The following is a 19,203-nucleotide window of genomic DNA, read 5'->3' as shown; positions in this document are numbered from 1 at the left end:
GATGAGCGCCCAAGCGCGGGTTTACCTGGCCGACAGCGCCAACATCGGCGACGCCGCCCTGGTCAAGGGCCTGGCCTGGCTCAGCGCGGGCGAGGCGGCGCGGCATCGCGGCTTCGTCCGGCCGCACCGCCAGCGCCAGTTCCTGATCGGCCGCACGCTGCTCAGGATGGCGCTGGCCGAGGTGCTCGGCTGCAGCCCCGAGTCGCTGCTGTTCGAGCAACTGGCCGGCCGCGCACCGCGCCTGCTCAAGCCGGCCGCGCCGAAGGACGGCGCGGCGCCGGGCTTCAGCATTTCGCACAGCGGCCAGTGGGTCGCCTGCGCCGTCAGCGCCAACACCGCGCTGGGCCTCGACATCGAGGTGCCCGACCCGGCGCGCGACCTTGAGGCGCTGGCCGAGCACACCTTCGACGACGCCACCCGCGCGCGTTGGCGCGCCGCCGCGCCGGAGCAGCGGATGGCGCTGTTCTACCGCCTGTGGAGCGAGCAGGAGGCGCGCATCAAGCTGGGCCAGTCGCCCGGCGACCCGGCGCCCAGCTGCATCGTCCTGCCGCATGCCCAGTTGTCGGTGGTGCTGTGCAGCGCGCGGCCGCTGGACGACCTGCCGTCCATCGAGCTCGTCGCGCTGTAGCGCGCCCGGGGTTCCCTGAGAGACCCTTTTAATTCACTGATATTGCCCGAAAATAATGCGTAAAAGCATCAAATATGGCATAGTATTAATATCCGTAGGGCAACATTAATAAAATGCCCGTGTTTTGCGGTCGCCGGCACGGTCCACCGGACTCCTGGCCGGGCGCTTGTCTGCGCACACTAAAAATTAAAAGGGAAGAATCAAGATGAATCAAGCGTTGAAACGTATCCTGCTCGTATCCGGTTTGCTGGGTCTGGTCCTGTTGCAGGGCTGCGCCACCAAGATCAAGGCCTCGGCCACCCAGAACCCGCCGCCGGCGGAGGCGTTCGCGTCGTTTGGCCGCATCGAGTTGAAGCCGACCGTGTTCAAGGATGGCTACCGGGGCGACCAGTCCGGCCTGGCCAAGATCGACGACAACATCAAGCTGGATCTGGCCGCCTCGCTGGCAACCTGGAACAGCAAGCCGGCCAACGGCCGCACGCTGGTGATCGAGCCGGTGGTCGAAGAGATGCAATTCAAGCATGGCGCCAAGCGCGTGCTGCTCGGACCTTTGGCCGGTAGCTCGGGCGTGTTGATGCGCGTGACTATCCGCGACCAGCGCGGCAACGTGGTCGCCGCGCCGGAGTTCTTCCAGCGCGCCGACGCGATGGCCGCCGGCTTCCTGTTCGGCGTGCACGACAACCTGATGTTGACCCGCATCGCCAACCTGGCCAGCGGCTACATCATCGCCAACTACGAAAACAGCGTCGGCGGTCCGACCGGCGCCGACGACAAGGCCGTCAAACTCAAGTAATCGCAGTGGGGCGGCGCCGGCCGCCTTGGCGCTATTGCCACAGCCAGTTCCACAAGCCGGGCAGGGGCGGGCGCAGGTCGCCGCTGCGCACGGTGCTGGCCAGCGCCGCCCGTTCCAGCTCGTCGCGCTGGTCGTAGAAGGGCCGGGCGGCGAGCGGCATCTCCAGTTCGCGCGCCACGTCGAGCAAAATCCCCAAATACTCCTCGAGGTGGCGCGCCGTGTAGCCGTTGACGTCGTGGAAGGTGACCACCACCGGCGTGTTGCCGTCCACGGCGGCCATGGCGCCGGCGGCCCAGCGCCGCCGCGTCTCGCCCAGCCGCGCCAGCATGTTGGCGCGCTTGTGCCAGCTGAAGTTGATGCCGTAGATCTTGCCGTCGTTGGCGTTCAGATCGGTCAGCAGCATCTGCATGCCGTGTCGGTGGTAGGCGGCCAGCGTGTCGGCGTCGTAGGCCCAGAACGGCGGCCGCACCAAACTCGGCGCGCGGCCGGTCAGGCCGCTCAAGTCGTCGACGCCGCGTTGCAGCGTTTCCTCCAGCTTGGCCGGACTCATGAAGCGATGGTTGGCGTGCAGCGGCGTGGCGCTGTGGAAGGCGACCAGATGGCCGTCGGCGTGCTCGCGGCGGATCAGCTGGCGGCCGATGTCGGTGCCGCCGCCGTGCCAGGCCCGCGTCTGCGTGAAGAACACCGCCTTGATGCCGTCCTGGTGGCCGTTGCGCGCCAGCGTGGCCAGCACGCGCTCGGTCGGGTTGTCGCTGCCGGCGGCGCTGGGGCCGTCGTCGAAGGTCAGCAGGAAACGGATCGGCGCCGCGCCCGGCGCCAACTGTGGCGCCGCGCCGCCCGCCGCGCCGCTTTGTTCGGCCGCCGGCGCGGCCGCCGGCGCGGCGCTCGGCTGCGACCAGGCGGCCGGCGCGGCGTGCAAGAGCACGGCCAGCAGGCCGGCGCGCAGGCCGCCGATGGGCGCTGCGGAAAGTAGGGGACGGGTCGACACGGTGGCAGGCGGACTAACGATTTACGAGCCGCATTGTAGCGTTTTTAGCGCCGCCGCGCTCGCCACGCACACGGCGCAAACCCTTGCCCAGCCTTATTTTTGTGTAATTCATACTACTTGCCGGCCAGGAACTATAATAGCCACCTGCCGCGCTTTCCCCTCCCCCGGCGCGTCTCGTCGACGGCGAATTTTAGCCACCCACACAAAGAATCTATGAACACCCATTTCGACTCCATGCCGCCGCCGGCCGAACTCCATGTGCCGGAGACCGCGTTCGGCAAGTGGTTCCTGCGCACCGACACCTGGACCGTCCACGTGCTCGAACGCGCCATGGCCGACCTGCAGCGCCTGATGCCGGCCGACGCCGGCCGCCCCGCCGTGGTGGCCGACGTCGGCTGTGGCTACGGCCGCTCGCTGCACAAGCTGCGGCAGCGTTTCGCGCCCGAGCGCCTGATCGCCATGGACATCGACCCGGAGATGCTGCGGGCCTCGGCCGCCGAGATGGCCGGCCTGGGCACCGCCGCCGAGTATATCTGCTGCTCCAGCTCCAACATCGCCTTGCCGGACGCCTCGGTCGACCTGCTGTTCTGCCACCAGACCTTCCACCACCTGATCGACCAGCAGCGCGCCATCGCCGAGTTCTACCGCGTGCTCAAGCCGGGCGGCGTGCTGCTGTTCGCCGAGTCGACGCGGCGCTACATCCACTCCTGGATCATCCGCCTGCTGTTCCGCCATCCGATGGAGGTGCAGAAGACCGCGCCGGAATACCTGGCCATGGTGCGCGCCGCCGGCTTCACGGTGCCCGACAGCGCCGTCTCCTATCCCTTCCTGTGGTGGAGCCGCGCAGACCTGGGCGTGTTCGAAGCGCTGCTGCGCATCCGCCCGCCGGCGCAGCGCGAGGAGACGCTGATCAACCTGGTGGCGCGCAAGCCGTGACGGCGCCGGGCTTGTGCGACGCAGCAGAGTCGGGTATTTTGTCAAGATTGACAATCTGACCCGCCCGCCGCCGACATGAGCCATCCGAACCAGTTTTCCCTGTTGTCGCAGCGCCGCTTCGCGCCGTTCTTCTGGACCCAGTTCCTCGGCGCCTTCAACGACAACCTGTTCAAGACCGCGTTGATGGTGATCCTGACCTACGACGCGCTGAGCTGGACCACCCTGTCGCCGTCGTTGGTGACCAACCTGATCCCCGGCCTGTTCATCCTGCCCTACGTGCTGTTCTCGGCCACCGCCGGCCAGTTCGCCGACAAGTACGAGAAGGCCGGCCTGGCCCGTTTCGTCAAGTGGATGGAGCTGGCCATCATGCTGGCCGCCGCCGCCGGCTGGATGACCCACACCCTGTGGCTGCTGGTGGCGGCGGTGGTCGGCATGGGCGTCCATTCGACCCTGTTCGGCCCCGTCAAATACGCCTACCTGCCGCAGCAGCTGGCGCCCGAGGAGCTGATCGGCGGCAACGGCGTGATCGAGATGGGCACCTTTGTCGGCATCCTGCTCGGCGAGATCCTCGGCGCCGTGCTGGTGGTGCACCAGCCCTACGGCATCGGCCTGGTGGCCGGCGCCACCGTCGTCAGCGCCTTGCTCGGCCTGGCCGCCAGCTACCGCATCCCCCCGACGCCGGCGCCGGCGCCCGAGTTGAAGATCAGCCGCAACCCGCTGGCCGAGTCGATCCGCAACATCGCCTTCTCGCGCAAGAACAAGGTGGTCTTCCTGGCCATGCTGGGCAACTCCTGGTTCTGGTTCTACGGCGCGCTGATCCTGGCCCAGTTCCCGGTCTACGCCAAGGACTACCTGCACGGCGACCACAGCGTCTTCGTCCTGCTGCTGACCGTGTTCTCGCTCGGCGTCGGCAGCGGCTCGCTGCTGTGCGAGCGCCTGTCCGGGCGCAAGGTGGAGATCGGCCTGGTGCCGTTCGGCTCGATCGGCCTGTCGCTGTTCGGCCTCGACCTGTACTTCGCCAGCCTGGGCTACCACAACACGGCGGCGGTCGATTTCGCCGGCCTGCTGGCGCAGCACGCCAGTTGGCGCATCCTGTTCGACGTGCTGATGATCGGCATGTTCGGCGGCTTCTTCATCGTCCCCCTGTTCGCCCTGATCCAGACCCGCTGCGACCCGCGGCACATCTCGCGCACCATCGCCGGCATGAACATCCTCAACGCCCTGTTCATGGTGGCGGCGGCCGGCGTCGCCATCGTGCTGCTGGGGCGGGGCTTCACGATTCCCCAGCTGTTCCTGGTCACCGCCGTGCTGAACGCCGTGGTGGCGCTGTACATCTTCTCGCTGGTGCCGGAGTTCCTCATGCGCTTTCTCGCCTGGCTGCTGATCCACACCGTGCACCGGGTCCGCTGCATCGACGCCGAGCGCATCCCGGCCGAGGGCGCGGCGGTGCTGGTGTGTAACCACGTCAGCTATGTCGACGCCATCGTCATCGGCGCCGCCAGCCCGCGGCCGATCCGCTTCGTCATGGACCACCGCATCTTCAAGTTGCCGCTGCTGGGCTGGATCTTCCGCACCGCCCGCGCCATCCCCATCGCGCCGGCCAAGGAAGACCCGTGGCTGATGGAGAAGGCCTATGTCGACATCGCCCAGGCGCTGCACGAGGGCGACCTGGTCTGCATCTTCCCCGAGGGCAAGCTGACCAGCACCGGCGATCTCAACGAGTTCAAGGGCGGCATCGCCAAGATCGTCGCCCGCTCGCAGGTGCCGGTGATCCCCATGGCGCTGCGCGGCCTGTGGGGCCACCTGCTCAGCCGGGGTGCCGAGAACGTCTTCGAGCGCACTTTCCGCACCGGCTGGCGCTCGCGCCTGGCGCTGGCGGTCGGCCAGCCGGTGGCGCCGCAGGACGCCACGCCGGAGCGCCTGCGCGAGCAGGTGCTGGCGCTGCGCGGCGGCTGGAAATAGTGCCTGCGCGCATGACTTGTCCATACAACTTTGGTTAAAATTTGTAACTTACCACTGCTTACAATATAAATTTTCAATTAGGCAATGTTTCTTTAAACTTCACTTTGTCCGGTCGTGTGAGCGGCCGGGCGGGGTGCGGTGCCGCCATGCGGGCCGCCTTGATCCTATTTTTTGGAGAAATCAAATGCGACAAAAGAACATTATCGCGGCCAGTCTTGGCCTGGCCGGCCTGCTGGCGCTGAGCGCCTGCGGTGGCGGCGACAGCAATAGCAACAGCCCGGGCGGCAAGCAGCCGGCGGGGGCGCCGCCACCGCCTAGCGCCTTCACGCTGGCGATCGACTTCAACAAGGGCATCGACGGTTGGAGCAGCGGCACCGCCGACTACACCGCCGAGACCAAGCCGACCGAGGTCAAGTTCGCCTTCGAGCCGTTGCCGGCCCCGCTCAGCGGCAACGGTTACTTCATCGGCGCCCACAACAACAGCGACGACGTGCTGGTCTACGTGAAGAAGCAGTTCGCCGGCTTCGCCCCGTCGACCAAGTACAAGCTGAGCTTCGACCTGCGCTTCGCCAGCGATATCGCCTCCGGCTGCTACGGCGTGGGCGGTTCGCCTGGCGACGCGGTGCATATGCTGGCCGTGGCCAGCCCGACCGAGCCGCTCACCGAGTTGCAGGCCAACGGCGAGTACCGCCTCAACATCGAGCGCGGCAACCAGGCCGCCAACGGCCAGTTCGGCAAGGTGCTCGGCACGCTGGGCAACGGCACCACCGACTGCTTCACCCGGGTCTACGTGTCGAAGTTGGTCAAGTCGGCCGAGACGATGGAAGTGCAGAGCGATGCCCAGGGCAAGCTGTGGGTCTTGTTCGGCATGGACTCCGGCTTCGAGGCCAGCGGCCGCGCCATCCTGCAAAGCGCCAACGTCAGCGCCACGCCGCTGTAAGCAGCACGATCGGCAGTGCAATTGGTACCGCGGTCGGCGCCTAGCGCGCCGCCGCCGTGGCGTGGCGCAGCCGGTCGCCGGCCAGCCGCAGGATCTGCTCGATGTCGACCGGCTTGATCAGGTGGTGGTCGAAGCCGGCCTCCACGGTGCGCCGGCGCGCGTCGCTCTGGCCCCAACCGGTCAGGGCGATCAGCAGGATGGCGCCGCCGCCGGGCGCGGCGCGGATCTGCCGCGCCGCCTGGTAGCCGTCCATGCCCGGCATGCCCAAGTCCATGACGATGACGTCGGGCCGCCGCGCGGCGGCCGCCGTCACGGAGCTGGCGCCGTCGTAGGCGACGGCGACGCTGAAACCCTCCAATTCCAACAGTGCCGCCAGCGAGTCGGCGGCGTCGTCGTTGTCGTCGACCACCAGCACGCTGGCCCGCGCCGATTCGGATTCGGATTCGGATCCCACCGCCGGCGCCGCCGCGGCCGGCGCCGCCGCGGCCGCCGCCACGTCGGCCGCCCGCCGCCGCGCCGGCGCCGCCACGACCACCACCGGCAGCTGGATCAGGAACTCGCTGCCCTGGCCGTGGCCGGCGCTGCGCGCCTCGACGTCGCCGCCGTGCATCTCGGCGAAGCGGCGCGACAGGCTCAAACCGATGCCCAGGCCGCTGGAGATCTGCCCGCCGACGGTGCGGCTCTGCTCGAACATCGTGAAGATGCGCTCGATCGCCTCCGGCTCCAGGCCGATGCCGTTGTCGCGGATGCTCACCCGCAGCATGGCGCCGTCGCAGCCGGCGCGCAGCGCGACGCGGCCGCCCGGCGGCGTGAACTTGACCGCGTTCGACAGGATGTTGGCGAAGATCTGCACCACGCGGGCGTGGTCGACATCGAGCTCGATCGGCTGCGCCGGCAGTTCGGTGGTCAGCGCGATCTGCTTGGCGGCGGCGGCCGGCTGGCACAGTTCGAGCACGTGGTCCATCACCGCGCCGAAGGCGACCCGCTCGCGGCGCAGCGCGATCTTGCCGGTGGTGATGCGGGCGACGTCGAGCAGGTCGTCGACCAGCCGCGTCAGGTGGGTCACCTGGCGTTCGATCACCTGGCGCACGCGGGCCAGCGGCGCCGAGTCCGGATACAGGTGGGCCAGCAACGCGCCCGAGGTGCGGATCGGCGTCAGGGGATTGCGCAGCTCGTGGCCCAGGCTGGCCAGGAACTCGTCCTTGCGGCGCTCGGCCTCGCGCACCTGGTACTGCTTGCCGCGGGCGCGCAGCAGCGCCTGCAGCGCGGTGATCAGGGTGAGCACGCGCACCGGGCGTTCCAGCAGGGTCAGGTTGCCCAGCTCGGCGACGGCCTGGCGCACCGCCGGCGAATCGGCGCCACGATGGGTCAGCAGCAGGATCGGCAGGTCGGACCAGTTGGGCTGGCGCGCCACGTGCCCGCGCAACAACCGGAAGCCCCCCGGCGCCAGCGCCTCCTCGACCAGCAGCACGCAGCCGGCGCCCTGGTCGAGCTGGCGCGCCAGCTCGTCGAGACCGGCGCAGACCTGCGCCGGCAGGCCGGCGCGGGCCAGCACCTCGGCCGCCAGCGCGGCGTCGCGGCCCAGCGGGGCGTGGATCAGGATGCGTCTTTCCATCGCCGCCGCTCCGTTCTCAGCGCGGCGCGCCGTCGGCCGCGCCAAGGTCGGCGGCGTCAAGGTCGGCCGGGGAGTAGGTCGGCACTCCGGACAGGATGCCGTGGAAGCCGCGCAGCACCGGCCCGACGACGATGCCGCCGGTGCCGATGCTGAAGCGGCGGATGGTGCGCTCGTGCCCGCTGCCGCGCTTCTTGAACACCGAGATGGCTTGGCGCACCTCGCCCTCGGCCTCGAAGTAGCGCAGCATGACGACGTTGTCGGCGATGTAGCTGGCGTCGATCGAGGTGCTCATGTTGGGGCCGATCACGCCCTGCTGCACGCCGACGATGATGGTGACCACGCCGTGCTGGCCCAGGTAGGTGAGCAGCTCGTGCAGATAGGTGACCAGGAAGCGCTCGTCCGGCACGGCGTTCAGGTAGCCGTTCAGGCTGTCGATGACGATGATCCGCGCACCGCGCGTGACCGCCGCCACCACCGCCTGCGAGAACTGGCCGGGCGACAGCTCGGCCGGGTCGATCTGCTGCGCCGTCAGCAGGCCGGCGGCCAGCGCCGGCGCCAGGTCCATGCCCAGGTCCTGGCTGCGGTTGAGCATGTTGTGGCGCGCCTCCTCGAACAGGAACATGGCGCACGGCTCGCCGCGGCTGGTGGCGGCGTGGACGAACTGGCTCGACAGGGTCGACTTGCCGGTGCCGGGCGGGCCGGAGATCAGGGTGCTCATGCCTTCCTCCAGGCCGCCGCCGAGCAGCGTGTCGAGCGCCTCGATGCCGCTCGACAGCTGGCGCCGGCCCACGCTCTGCCGCGTGTGCGCCGCGACCAGGCGCGGATACACGCTCAGGCCGCCACGGGCGATGCGGTAGTCGTGGGTGCCGCCGTGGAAGGCGATGCCGCGGTACTTGACCACGCGCAGGCGCCGCCGCTCGCTGCCGTAACCCTGGTCGATCAAGTTGAGCGTGATGACGCCGTGCGCCACGCTGCGCACCTGCAGGTCGCCGCTCAAGGCGGTGCGGTCGTCGAGGAAGAGGGCGGTGCATCTGCGGCCGGCCAGGTACTGCTTGAGCGCCAGCACCTGGCGGCGGTAGCGCAGCGGGTTCTCGGCCAGCAGCTGCAGCTCCGACAGCGAGTCGAGCACCAGCCGCACCGGTTGGTGGCGCTCGATCGCCGCCAGCATGCGCCGGGTGGTGTCGGCCAGCTCCACCTCGGACGGGTGGAACAGGGTGTACTGCTGCGCCGGGTCGAGCGTGCTCTCGTGCGGGATGATCTCCTCGATGTGCATGCCCTCCATCGACCAGCCGTGCGACAGCGCCACCGCGCGCAGTTCGACCAGGGTCTCGGCCAGCGTGATGTACAGCACCGACTCGCCGCGCCGCACGCCCTCGTTGAGGAATTGCAGCGCCAGCGTGGTCTTGCCGGTGCCCGGCTCGCCCTCGATCAGGTACAGGCGGTCGCGCGTCAGGCCGCCGGCCAGCACCTCGTCCAGGCCGGGCACGCCCGACGACAGGAAGGAATCCGAACTGCTCTGCTGTGCTTGCATACCTGCCCTTCGCGGCGGCCGGCGCGCCGGCGCCGGGTTTTATTTACAGGATTGTCATGGTTTTCCAGATATTACCGCAATCCAAAAAACGGCAATTTTCAGTAGGATCCGCCCCCGCAAGACCCCGTGGCGGCGCCGCGCTGCCTAAAAAAGTTGCTTGACTTAATTAGAATGATCGTTCATTCTATGGTCCATGTCATCTTGGCGGCCCTCTCTGCCGCGCCAACTTTTTACAGAAAGTCCACGATGGAACCAATCATTTCCACCTCGTCCCGCCGCACGGCAGGCACGCTCGTCCTGCTCTGCGCCACCGCCGCCATCGTCGCCGCCTGCTCCAAATCCACGGCCGAAGCACCTCATGCGCAGGTGGCGGAAGTGGGCGTCTTCACCGTCGCCCCGCAGGCGCTCAGCCTGAGCACCGAACTGCCGGGCCGCACCGCCGCCTTCCAGGTGGCCGAAGTGCGCCCGCAGGTCGGCGGCTTGATCCAGAAGCGCCTGTTCGTCGAGGGCGCCGACGTCAAGGCCGGCAGCGCGCTGTACCAGATCGACCCGGCCAGCTACCAGGCCGCCGTCAACTCGGCCAAGGCGGCGCTGGCCAAGGCGCGCGCCAACCTGCTGACCAGCGGGCCGAAAGTGGCGCGCTACAAGGAGCTGGTCGCCATCGACGGCGTCAGCCGCCAGGAGTATGAGGACGCCATCGCCGTCCACGAGCAGGCCAAGGCGGACGTCGAGGCGGCCGCCGCCGCGCTCGACACGGCCGGCATCAACCTGCGCTACACCAACGTCAACGCGCCGATCGGCGGCCGCATCGGCCGTTCGACGGTGACGCCGGGCGCGCTGGTGACGGCCAGCCAGGCCAACGCGCTGACCACCGTGCAGCAGCTCGACCCGATCTACGTCGACCTGACGCAGTCGAGCAACGAGCTGCTGCGCCTGAAGCGGGCGATGGAAAGCGGCCAGCTGAAACAGGCCGGCGGCCAGGCCCGCGTCACCCTGCTGCTGGCCGACGGCAGCAAGTACGCCGAGAGCGGCAAGCTGCAGTTCTCCGACGTCAGCGTCGACCCGGGCACCGGCAACGTCACCTTGCGCGCGCTGTTCCCGAACCCGAAACACGATCTGCTGCCGGGCATGTTCGTCCGCGCGGTGCTCGACAGCGGCGTCGACGAGAAGGCCATCGCCGTGCCGCAGCAGGGCGTCAGCCGCAACGCCAAGGGCGAGGCGACCGCGCTGGTGCTGGGCAAGGACGGCAAGGTCGAACAGCGCATCCTGGTCACCGGCGGCACGCAGGGCGACAAGTGGTTGGTCAACTCCGGCCTGGCGGCCGGCGACCGCGTCATCGTCGAGGGCCTGCAAAAGGTCCGCCCGGGTGCCCAGGCCAGCGTGGCCAAGCCCGCCGCCGCGGTAGCCGCCGGCGCCACGGCCCCGGCCAACGCCAAGAGCGCCCACTAATTCAGGAGAACAGCCATGGCACGTTTTTTCATTGATCGCCCGATCTTCGCATGGGTGATCGCGATTGTGATCATGCTCGCCGGCGTGATCGCCATCCTCGGCCTGCCGATCGCGCAGTACCCGAGCATCGCGCCGCCGTCGATCTCGATCAGCGGCAGCTACCCCGGCGCCTCGGCCAAGACGGTCGAAGACGCGGTGACGCAGGTGATCGAACAGAAGATGAAGGGCATCGACGGCTTGCGCCACATGTCCTCCACCAGCGATTCGGCCGGCGGCATCAGCATCACGCTGACCTTCCACAACGGCACCAACCCGGACATCGCCCAGGTGCAGGTGCAGAACAAGCTGCAACTGGCCACGCCGCTGCTGCCGGCCGCCGTCACCCAGCAGGGCCTGGTGGTGTCGAAGGCGACCATGAACTTCCTGATGGTCTACGGCTTCGTCTCCGAGAACGGCAGCATGAAGCAGGCCGACCTGGACGACTACGTCGCCGCCAACCTGATCGATCCGCTCAGCCGGGTCGAGGGGGTCGGCGAAGTGACCCTGTTCGGTTCGCAGTACGCCATGCGCATCTGGCTCGATCCGGCCAAGCTGCGCAGCTTCCAGCTGACCCCGGCCGACGTCACCGGCGCCATCACCGCGCAGAACACCGAGGTCTCGGCCGGTGAGCTGGGCGGCACGCCGGCGCTGGCCGGCCAGCAGCTCAACGCCACCGTGTCGGCGCAGAGCCGGCTGCAAACGGTGGAACAATTCGGCGCCATTTTGCTGAAGACCGCCGCCAGCGGCGCCACCGTGCACCTGCGCGACGTCGCCCGCATGGAGCTGGGCAGCGAGAGCTACAACACGGTGGCCCGCTTCAACGGCCACGCCGCCACCGGCGTCGCCGTCAAGCTGTCGAGCGGCGCCAACGCGCTCGACACCGCCAACGCCGTCAAGGCCAAGGTCGGCCAACTGAGCAAGCAGTTCCCGTCCGGCATGAAGGCGGAGATCGCCTTCGACACCACGCCCTTCGTCAAGCTGTCCATCGAGGAGGTGGTCAAGACCCTGATCGAGGCGGTGGTGCTGGTGTTCCTGGTGATGTACCTGTTCCTGCAAAACTTCCGCGCCACCCTGATTCCCACCCTGGCCGTGCCGGTGGTGCTGCTGGGGACCTTCGGCGTGCTGTCGGCGCTGGGCTATTCGATCAACACCCTGACCATGTTCGCCATGGTGCTGGCGATCGGCCTGCTGGTCGACGACGCCATCGTGGTGGTCGAGAACGTCGAGCGCGTGATGACCGAGGAAGGCCTGTCGCCGGTCGAGGCGACGCGCAAATCGATGAGCCAGATCACCGGCGCCCTGGTCGGCATCGCCATGGTGCTGTCGGCCGTGTTCGTGCCGATGGCCTTCTTCGGCGGTTCGACCGGCGTGATCTACCGCCAGTTCTCGATCACCATCGTCTCGGCGATGGTGCTGTCGGTGATCGTCGCGATGGTGTTCACGCCGGCGCTGTGCGCCACCTTCCTCAAGCCGGTGGAAAAAGGCCACAAGGCGGCCGACACCGGCTTCTTCGGCTGGTTCAACCGCAGCTTCGAGCGCAGCAGCAGCCGTTACCAGGGCTGGGTCGGCGCCATGCTCAATCGCGGCGGCCGTTCGATGGTGTTGTACGCCATCCTGCTCGGCGTGCTGGCGCTGGTGTTCATGCGCCTGCCGACTTCCTTCCTGCCGGAGGAAGACCAGGGCGTCCTGTTCGCCCAGGTGCAACTGCCCACCGGCGCCACCCAGGAACGCACCTTGAAGGTGATCGAACAGGTCGAGAAGCACTTCCTGGTCGACCAGAAGGCCGCCGTTGAATCGGTGTTCTCGGTGGCCGGCTTCAGCTTCGGCGGCAACGGCCAGAACACCGGCATCGCCTTCGTCCGCCTGAAGGACTGGTCCGAACGCAAACCTGCGGAGATGCACGCGCAGGCCGTGGCCGGCCGCGCCATGGGCGCCTTCTCGCAGATCAAGGACGCGATGGTGTTCGCCTTCGCCCCGCCGGCGGTGCTGGAACTGGGCAACGCCAGCGGCTTCGACCTGCAACTGCAGGACCAGGCCGGCCTGGGACACGAGGCGCTGATGGCGGCGCGCAACCAACTGCTCGGCATGGCGGCGCAAAACCCGCTGCTGATGGCGGTGCGCCCCAACGGCCAGGAAGACACGCCGCAGTACAAGATCACCGTCGACCAACAGAAGGCCGCCGCGCTGGGCCTGGACATCGGCGAGATCAACAAGGTGCTCAGCACCGCCTGGGGTAGCGCCTACGTCAACGACTTCGTCGACCGCGGCCGCGTCAAGAAGGTGTTCCTGCAGGGCGAGGCGCATGCGCGCATGGTGCCCGAGGACCTGGACAAATGGGCGGTGCGCAACGCCAGCGGCGAGATGGTGCCGTTCTCCGCCTTCAGCAGCGGCCAGTGGATCTTCGCCTCGCCGCGTCTGGAACGCTACAACGGCCTGTCGGCGGTCGAGGTGATGGGCATGCCGGCGCCGGGCCAAAGCTCGGGCGTGGCCATGGCCGAAATGGAGAAGATGGCGGCCAAGCTGCCGGCCGGTATCGGCTACGAGTGGGCCGGCATGTCGGTCGAAGAGCGCGACTCCGGCTCGCAGACCACCGTGCTGTACGCGCTGTCGGTGCTGATCGTCTTCCTCTGCCTGGCGGCGCTGTATGAAAGCTGGTCGATCCCGTTCTCGGTGCTGATGATTGTGCCGCTGGGCGTGCTCGGCACGGTGCTGGCCACCTGGGGCTTCCACCTGTCGAACGACATTTACTTCCAGGTCGGCCTGCTGACCGTGGTCGGCCTGTCGGCGAAGAACGCGATTTTGATCGTCGAATTCGCCAAGGAGCTGCAGGAGCAGGGCATCGAGCTGAAAGAAGCGACCTTGCGCGCCGTGCGTCTGCGTCTGCGGCCGATTCTGATGACCTCGATCGCCTTCGGCCTCGGCGTGCTGCCGCTGGCCATCAGCAGCGGTGCCGGCTCGGGCAGCCAGAACGCCATCGGCGTCGGCGTGCTTGGCGGGATGCTGTCGGCGACCTTCCTGGGCATCTTCTTTGTACCGGTGTTCTTCGTGCTGGTGCGCGGCTTCTTCGCCAAGAAGCCGGCCGCCGCCAAGCCGCACGACGCCGCAATTGTGGAAGCGAACTAACATGAAAAAAACTCTACTCACCCTCGCCGCGCTGGCCCTGTTGGCCGGTTGCAGCCTGGCGCCGGTGTACCAGCAGCCGGCCGCGCCGGTCGCCGCCGGCTGGCCGACGGGCGACGCCTACAAGCCGGCGCCGGCCGCCGCCGAACAACGCAAGGTGGCCGACATCGCCTGGCGCGACTACTTCGCCGACGAGCGCCTACGCCAGGTGATCGCGCTGGCGCTGGCCAACAACCGTGACCTGCGCGTCTCCGCGCTGAACATCGAGAAGGCGCGCGCCCAGTACGGCATCGAGCAGGCCGCGCTGCTGCCCAAGGTCTCGGCCACGGTCAGCCAGAACGCCACGCGCACGCCGGGCAGCATGCGGCCCGACGGCGAAGCGGCCGTCAGCCGCCAGTACAGCGGCGGCCTGGGCGTGGCGGCCTACGAGCTGGACTTCTTCGGCAAGCTGCGCAGCCTGTCCGAGGCCGGTTTGCAGCAGTACCTCGGCACCGAGGAGGCCCGGCGCGCCCAGCAAATCAGCCTGGTGGCCGAGGTGGCCAACGCCTACCTGACCCTGATCGCCGACCAGCAGCGGCTGGGTTTGGCGGCCGACACCTTGAAGAGCCAGCAGATCAGCTTTGAGTTGAGCAAGCGGCGCTTCGACGCCGGCGTCACCTCCGGCCTGGACATGTACGAGGCGCAGAGCAGCGTCGAGGCGGCGCGCAACGACATGGCCGTCTACACCGCCCAGGTGGCGCTGGACCAGAACGCGCTGACCCTGCTGGTGGGCGGCGCGGTGCCGGCCGCGCTGCTGCCGAGCGGCGAGTTCGGCGCCGTCAGCAAGCTGGCGGCGATTCCGGCCGAGCTGCCGTCGGCGGTGCTGCAGCAGCGCCCCGACGTGCTCGAAGCCGAGCGCACGCTGCGCGCCGCCAACGCCAACATCGGCGCCGCGCGCGCCGCCTTCTTCCCCAGCATCTCGCTGACGGCGTCGGCGGGCAGCGCCAGCAGCAGCCTGTCCGGCCTGTTCAAGGGCGGCTCGTCGACCTGGAGCTTCCTGCCGCAGATCAACCTGCCGATCTTCGACGGCGGCGTCAACCGCGCCAACCTGAACATCGCCAAGACCGAGCGCGACATCGCCGTGGCGCGCTACGAGAAGTCGATCCAGAGCGCCTTCCGCGAGGTGGCCGACGCGCTGGCCCAGCGCGGCACGCTGGACGAGCGGCTGGCCTCGCAGCAGGCGCTGGCCGAGGCCTCGGCCAAAAGCTTCCGCATCCACGAGGCGCGCTACCAGAAGGGCGCCGAGTCCTATCTGAACGCGCTGGTGTCGCAGCGCGCGCTATACAGCGCCCAGCAGGGCCTGATCAGCGCGCGTCTGAGCCAGGCCAGCAACGCCGTCACCTTGTACAAGGTGCTGGGCGGCGGCTGGCAGCCGGACGACTGAAACCTGACGCCTGAAACCTGACGCCTGCGGCAAGCGACCTTCGAAAAGCCGCCCACTCGTCGTTCCCGCGAAAGCGGGAACCCATGCCGCGCCAAGTCGTATGCGGTGCATGGATTCCCGCCCGCGCGGCGCTTCGCCGATGTGGAACCACAGGTTTTTAGAGGCGCCGGCAAGGGCGGGCGGCGTCCGCAGTGTATGATTTTCGTCCGCGCCGGCCGGCGCGAAATTGACAAATCGCGCCGGCATGTTCACAGTACCGCCCCCAGGCAGGTTTTCTCACCCAAGGATAGCGTATGCACCCCACCGAAAAACGACGTAGCGACCCGGAACGGGCGCAGCACCGGCGCAAGCAGGTGCTCGACGCGGCGACGTTGTGCTTCAGCCGCAGCGGCTTTCATGGCGCCAGCATGGCCGAGATCTCCAAGGCCGCCGGCATGAGCGCCGGCCACATCTACAATTACTTCGACAACAAGGACGCCATCATCATGGCCTTCGTCGAGCAGGACGTCGAGCGCATCATGGCCGAACTGCTCGAACTGGAAAAGAATGACGATCCGCTGCAGGCCATGCTCGACGACGCCGCCAAGTCGGTCAAGGAAAACCTCGACCCGGCCTTGTGGCGCCTGTGGATGGAAGTCTGCGCCGAGGCGGCGCGCAACCCGAAGATCGCCGCCGCCGTGGTCGACGCCGACCTGCGCGCGCGCCTGCGCTTCCGCACCCTGTTCCAGTTGGCGCGCGAGCGCAAGGGCCTGGCCCACGACGACTTCACCGTCGACGGCCGCATCGAGGCCATCGTCGCCCTGTTTCAGGGGCTGTCGCTGCGCGCGCTGCACAATCCCGGGCTGGACGAAGCCGCGTTGGTGGCCAGCTTCGTCGTGGCGATGCGCGCCCTCTGCCTCACTTAGGCCGCGCGCCATTGTAGAATTGGCGTTCCTCCAATCCGCATTGGGCGCGCCATGAGCAACTACGTATTCCCTCCCCACGACATCGTCGGCCTGCCGGTGGCCGGCAGCGACGCCCGCTTCCCGGTGCGCCGGCTCTACTGCGTCGGCCGCAACTACGCCGCCCACGCCCGCGAGATGGGCTTCGACCCCGAGCGCGAAGCGCCGTTCTTCTTCTGCAAACCGAACGACAACGCCGCCGTCGTCGCCGTCGCGCCGGGCCAGGTGGGCGCGCTGCCGTATCCGCCGGCCACCGCCAATCTGCACTACGAGTGTGAGCTGGTGGTCGCCATCGGCAAGGGCGGCCGCGACATCGCCGTGGCCGACGCGGCCGGCCACATCTTCGGCTACGCCGTCGGGCTGGACATGACGCGGCGCGACCTGCAATTCAAGATGCGCGACGCCGGCCGCCCCTGGGAGATCGGCAAGGCCTTCGACTACTCGGCGCCGATCGGCCTGATCGTGCCGGCGGCGCAGGCCGGCGACATCGGCCACGCCGGCATCACCCTCGACCTGGACGGTACGCGCAAACAGGACAGCACCATCGCTCACTTGATCTGGTCGGTCGGCGAGATCATCGCCAATTTGTCGAGCATGTTCACCTTGCAGCCGGGCGATTTGATCTTCAGCGGCACGCCCGAAGGCGTCGGCGCCGTGCAGCGCGGCCAGACCCTGGTCGGCCGCGTCGCCGGCCTGCCGCAGCTGGCCGTGCAAATGGTATAAATCAAACGCGGAAAAACGTCAGGCGTTGGCGCTGTTCGAAGTCTGCAGCAGAGCGTCGATGGCGGCCAGCGCCGCCGCCGAGCCCATCGCCAGGCCGACGTCGCGCGCGCTGAGCACCGCCGCCTCGCGCGGATTGATGCGGATCAGGCGGCCGCCGTCCAGCTCCAGCACGCGCTCGCTGAAGTCGCGCACCGAGGCGATCGCCGTGCCGGCGCCCAGCTCGATCACCAGCGGCCGGCTGGCGGCGGCCAGCCAACCGAGCAGGCGTTGCTGCTGCACCTGGGAGTGCGCCTGGTTCCAGTCCCAGTCGCCGAACATCAGGACGTTGGGGCGCGCCAGACCACCGCAGTCGGGGCAGCGCGGCGCCGGATTGAGCAGACGGCAGTTTTCCACGTCCACCTCGGGCACGAAGTCGGCCGCGCTCCAGATGTCGCCGCTGCACGGCGTCAGGCATTGCAACTGATGGATGGTGCCGTGGCATTCGTAGACGCGCAGCGGGTCGAAGCCGGCCTTTTGGAAGTGGCCGTCGACATTGCTGGTGAAGACGCCGTAGCCGAGCGGCATGCGCTCGCCCCAGCGCTTGAGCAGGCCGAAGCCGGCGTGCGGCGTGGTGGCGCGGTACAGGCCGAGGCGGTGGCCGTAGAAGCCCCAGGCCAGCGCCGGATCGGTGCGGAAGGCTTGCGGCGAGGCGATGCGGCTGAACTCCATCTGGGCGCGGCCGAGCGCCGGATAGCTGCGCCAGAAGCCCTCGTTGCTGCGAAAGTCGGGCAGGCCGGAGTCGACCCCCATGCCGGCGCCGGCGGCCACGACCAGCGCGTCGGCCTGGCCGATCAGGGTGGCGGCGTGTTCGAGCAGGATGGAATCGGGCACAGGCGGCATGGCGCGCTTTCGATGGGTGGGTCCGACGATGTTACCGCGCCGGGCGGGCCACTTCAATCGGCGCGCGCGCAATCTGTTGTCTCGATGATAATTTATCGAAGTATGTGAGCAAGCATGGTAAATACGCAAACGTGCTGCTATAATTCGAGCCTCGTCGGGGCGTAGCGCAGCCTGGTAGCGTACTTGCATGGGGTGCAAGGGGTCGAGTGTTCGAATCACTCCGTCCCGACCAAAGAATGTTGAATGAGATAAAAGACTTACGTTAGCTCCGGCTCGTAGGTCTTTTTTCTTTTCAGGGTCTGTGCACCATGCCTGCACCCAAAAATATCATGCGCCATTGGATAAATTGGGAATGGATGCCACTTGGAGGCAATGACGGATGCTTTGCGACAGGAAGAAGACAGGCTGTTCTCTGCACTGAATGACTTTAGCGAGTTAGTCAGGTCGGTAGCGTGTGATGGTCTGGATGCGCCGGATATTTACAAACTGCTGGACGGCATTGATGACTTCTGGGATCAACGTACACTGGCTGGCATCATGGCTGGGGGAGGGAAGAAGACCAGCAAGCCCAGCGTCCATAATGCGATAGGAGCGCTTAAACCGGCTTTGCTTCAGTATCGTTCCCGTCTACACTGAACCACCTCAACGACCTCCCCGGATCATGGCAACTTCTCCATCCCCAACATTCGGCATGTCCACCTGCTTTGACGTGTACGAAAAGCTGAAGTCCGATCTTGAAGCGCTTGAAGCTGCTGGTGACGGTGAGGATGAGCAGAGTCAGAAGCGACAGGATTACGCAGCGTTCAATTTCATCGTTACTGCCCGGCATCTGGCACATGACTGGTTGCGCAAGAATGCAGGAAGGCCGAGACATGCATTGAAGAAGCTGGGGAGGAAGCATCCGGGCATCACTGCTGCCCTCAACGCTGCACAGGACTTAGCGAACGGCAGCAAGCACTTCAAAATAACCATGTATACCCCGACCACTACGGTGGAAGATCGGGGTATATTTGATTATGAAACGTGGGCCTTCGGGCCTCAATATGCGGTCAGGGAAGGCAGTTACTACTTCAGCATGTTCGGCCTCGCGCGTATTCTGATGGCGTACTTCGACTGGATTTTTGACGATACGGCGTCGGTGGGGTATAGTGGATCCCGAATTTGAGACGATGGTTTAAGCTGTGGTCCGTGAAAGGATGACAGCAAATGAGTGAAGGAAAAAAACGGCGAGTGCAC

The 19,203-nt window shown here is 67.4% G+C and carries 16 protein-coding genes and 1 tRNA gene; 13 read left to right on the top strand and 4 right to left on the bottom strand.

Going from position 1 to position 19,203, the window contains the following annotated elements; all coding sequences use genetic code 11:
* Window position 1 precedes the first annotated feature (1 nt).
* Both H7U20_RS28280 and H7U20_RS28275 read left to right on the top strand, forming a co-directional pair.
* Window positions 2-628 carry a 4'-phosphopantetheinyl transferase family protein gene (locus H7U20_RS28280; protein ID WP_199762474.1) on the top strand — a complete coding sequence of 209 codons (627 nt, stop codon included), beginning with the start codon at window positions 2-4 and terminating at the stop codon, window positions 626-628.
* Between the two features lie 205 nt (window positions 629-833).
* On the top strand, window positions 834-1,421 hold the full coding sequence (locus H7U20_RS28275; protein WP_199762473.1) for a hypothetical protein: 588 nt from the start codon (window positions 834-836) through the stop codon (window positions 1,419-1,421).
* Window positions 1,422-1,452: 31 nt separating this feature from the next.
* Here H7U20_RS28275 and H7U20_RS28270 read toward each other — a convergent pair whose 3' ends face one another.
* Entirely contained in the window at window positions 1,453-2,409 is a 957-nt protein-coding gene (locus H7U20_RS28270; RefSeq protein WP_370593278.1) for a polysaccharide deacetylase family protein, read from the bottom strand.
* A 213-nt stretch (window positions 2,410-2,622) separates the two neighbouring features.
* Here H7U20_RS28270 and H7U20_RS28265 point away from each other — a divergent pair, with 213 nt between their 5' ends.
* The 3 genes from H7U20_RS28265 to H7U20_RS28255 all read left to right on the top strand — a co-directional run bounded on the left by H7U20_RS28265 (window position 2,623) and on the right by H7U20_RS28255 (window position 6,247).
* Complete coding sequence (locus H7U20_RS28265; RefSeq protein WP_199762472.1) at window positions 2,623-3,345, top strand: class I SAM-dependent methyltransferase; 723 nt, start codon at window positions 2,623-2,625, stop codon at window positions 3,343-3,345.
* 75 nt (window positions 3,346-3,420) lie between these two features.
* Window positions 3,421-5,307, top strand: a complete 1,887-nt coding sequence (locus tag H7U20_RS28260) for an MFS transporter (RefSeq protein WP_199762471.1) — start codon at window positions 3,421-3,423, stop codon at window positions 5,305-5,307.
* Between the two features lie 184 nt (window positions 5,308-5,491).
* Complete coding sequence (locus tag H7U20_RS28255) at window positions 5,492-6,247, top strand: hypothetical protein (RefSeq protein WP_233411154.1); 756 nt, start codon at window positions 5,492-5,494, stop codon at window positions 6,245-6,247.
* Window positions 6,248-6,287: 40 nt separating this feature from the next.
* Here H7U20_RS28255 and H7U20_RS28250 read toward each other — a convergent pair whose 3' ends face one another.
* Together H7U20_RS28250 and H7U20_RS28245 are read right to left on the bottom strand one after the other, a co-directional pair.
* The gene (locus H7U20_RS28250; protein ID WP_199762470.1) at window positions 6,288-7,862 is read right to left on the bottom strand and encodes a hybrid sensor histidine kinase/response regulator; all 1,575 of its coding nucleotides are present in this window, start codon (window positions 7,860-7,862) and stop codon (window positions 6,288-6,290) included.
* 16 nt (window positions 7,863-7,878) lie between these two features.
* Window positions 7,879-9,393, bottom strand: a complete 1,515-nt coding sequence (locus tag H7U20_RS28245; protein WP_199762469.1) for an ATPase domain-containing protein — start codon at window positions 9,391-9,393, stop codon at window positions 7,879-7,881.
* Between the two features lie 246 nt (window positions 9,394-9,639).
* Here H7U20_RS28245 and H7U20_RS28240 point away from each other — a divergent pair, with 246 nt between their 5' ends.
* The 5 genes from H7U20_RS28240 to H7U20_RS28220 all read left to right on the top strand — a co-directional run bounded on the left by H7U20_RS28240 (window position 9,640) and on the right by H7U20_RS28220 (window position 17,088).
* Window positions 9,640-10,842: an efflux RND transporter periplasmic adaptor subunit gene (locus tag H7U20_RS28240; RefSeq protein ID WP_199762468.1), complete on the top strand. Its 1,203-nt coding sequence runs from the start codon at window positions 9,640-9,642 to the stop codon at window positions 10,840-10,842.
* Window positions 10,843-10,857: 15 nt separating this feature from the next.
* On the top strand, window positions 10,858-14,004 hold the full coding sequence (locus H7U20_RS28235; RefSeq protein WP_199762467.1) for an efflux RND transporter permease subunit: 3,147 nt from the start codon (window positions 10,858-10,860) through the stop codon (window positions 14,002-14,004).
* Window position 14,005: 1 nt separating this feature from the next.
* Complete coding sequence (locus tag H7U20_RS28230; RefSeq protein ID WP_199762466.1) at window positions 14,006-15,424, top strand: efflux transporter outer membrane subunit; 1,419 nt, start codon at window positions 14,006-14,008, stop codon at window positions 15,422-15,424.
* A gap of 293 nt (window positions 15,425-15,717) precedes the next feature.
* The gene (locus tag H7U20_RS28225; RefSeq protein ID WP_199762465.1) at window positions 15,718-16,329 is read left to right on the top strand and encodes a TetR/AcrR family transcriptional regulator; all 612 of its coding nucleotides are present in this window, start codon (window positions 15,718-15,720) and stop codon (window positions 16,327-16,329) included.
* A 51-nt stretch (window positions 16,330-16,380) separates the two neighbouring features.
* On the top strand, window positions 16,381-17,088 hold the full coding sequence (locus H7U20_RS28220; RefSeq protein WP_199762464.1) for a fumarylacetoacetate hydrolase family protein: 708 nt from the start codon (window positions 16,381-16,383) through the stop codon (window positions 17,086-17,088).
* A gap of 18 nt (window positions 17,089-17,106) precedes the next feature.
* On the opposite strand, the gene H7U20_RS28215 is transcribed toward H7U20_RS28220, so the two are convergent.
* Window positions 17,107-17,967, bottom strand: coding sequence for an SIR2 family NAD-dependent protein deacylase (locus tag H7U20_RS28215; protein ID WP_199762463.1), 861 nt, complete (start codon window positions 17,965-17,967; stop codon window positions 17,107-17,109).
* 155 nt (window positions 17,968-18,122) lie between these two features.
* Between H7U20_RS28215 and H7U20_RS28210 the strand changes: the two genes are divergently transcribed.
* From H7U20_RS28210 to H7U20_RS28200, 3 genes are all read left to right on the top strand, one after another.
* Window positions 18,123-18,199 (top strand) — tRNA-Pro (locus H7U20_RS28210).
* A gap of 140 nt (window positions 18,200-18,339) precedes the next feature.
* Complete coding sequence (locus tag H7U20_RS28205; protein WP_199762462.1) at window positions 18,340-18,603, top strand: hypothetical protein; 264 nt, start codon at window positions 18,340-18,342, stop codon at window positions 18,601-18,603.
* A gap of 25 nt (window positions 18,604-18,628) precedes the next feature.
* Window positions 18,629-19,132 (top strand): hypothetical protein, encoded by a 504-nt coding sequence (locus tag H7U20_RS28200; protein ID WP_199762461.1) that lies wholly within the window; start codon window positions 18,629-18,631, stop codon window positions 19,130-19,132.
* Window positions 19,133-19,203: the final 71 nt, after the last annotated feature.

The organism is Rugamonas violacea, from assembly GCF_016461825.1.
GTDB lineage: Bacteria > Pseudomonadota > Gammaproteobacteria > Burkholderiales > Burkholderiaceae_D > Rugamonas.
Note: the sequence above shows the minus strand (reverse complement) of the source record. Positions and strands in the feature narration are given on the sequence as shown.

Bases quoted from the DNA above. Each gene is read 5' to 3' on its own strand.
- H7U20_RS28280 (WP_199762474.1), top strand. From the start codon at position 2: ATGAGCGCCCAAGCGCGGGTTTACCTGGCCGACAGCGCCAACATCGGC.
- H7U20_RS28275 (WP_199762473.1), top strand. From the start codon at position 834: ATGAATCAAGCGTTGAAACGTATCCTGCTCGTATCCGGTTTGCTGGGT.
- H7U20_RS28265 (WP_199762472.1), top strand. From the start codon at position 2,623: ATGAACACCCATTTCGACTCCATGCCGCCGCCGGCCGAACTCCATGTG.
- H7U20_RS28260 (WP_199762471.1), top strand. From the start codon at position 3,421: ATGAGCCATCCGAACCAGTTTTCCCTGTTGTCGCAGCGCCGCTTCGCG.
- H7U20_RS28255 (WP_233411154.1), top strand. From the start codon at position 5,492: ATGCGACAAAAGAACATTATCGCGGCCAGTCTTGGCCTGGCCGGCCTG.
- H7U20_RS28250 (WP_199762470.1), bottom strand. From the start codon at position 7,862: ATGGAAAGACGCATCCTGATCCACGCCCCGCTGGGCCGCGACGCCGCG.
- H7U20_RS28245 (WP_199762469.1), bottom strand. From the start codon at position 9,393: ATGCAAGCACAGCAGAGCAGTTCGGATTCCTTCCTGTCGTCGGGCGTG.
- H7U20_RS28240 (WP_199762468.1), top strand. From the start codon at position 9,640: ATGGAACCAATCATTTCCACCTCGTCCCGCCGCACGGCAGGCACGCTC.
- H7U20_RS28235 (WP_199762467.1), top strand. From the start codon at position 10,858: ATGGCACGTTTTTTCATTGATCGCCCGATCTTCGCATGGGTGATCGCG.
- H7U20_RS28230 (WP_199762466.1), top strand. From the start codon at position 14,006: ATGAAAAAAACTCTACTCACCCTCGCCGCGCTGGCCCTGTTGGCCGGT.
- H7U20_RS28225 (WP_199762465.1), top strand. From the start codon at position 15,718: ATGCACCCCACCGAAAAACGACGTAGCGACCCGGAACGGGCGCAGCAC.
- H7U20_RS28220 (WP_199762464.1), top strand. From the start codon at position 16,381: ATGAGCAACTACGTATTCCCTCCCCACGACATCGTCGGCCTGCCGGTG.
- H7U20_RS28215 (WP_199762463.1), bottom strand. From the start codon at position 17,967: ATGCCGCCTGTGCCCGATTCCATCCTGCTCGAACACGCCGCCACCCTG.
- H7U20_RS28205 (WP_199762462.1), top strand. From the start codon at position 18,340: ATGACGGATGCTTTGCGACAGGAAGAAGACAGGCTGTTCTCTGCACTG.
- H7U20_RS28200 (WP_199762461.1), top strand. From the start codon at position 18,629: ATGGCAACTTCTCCATCCCCAACATTCGGCATGTCCACCTGCTTTGAC.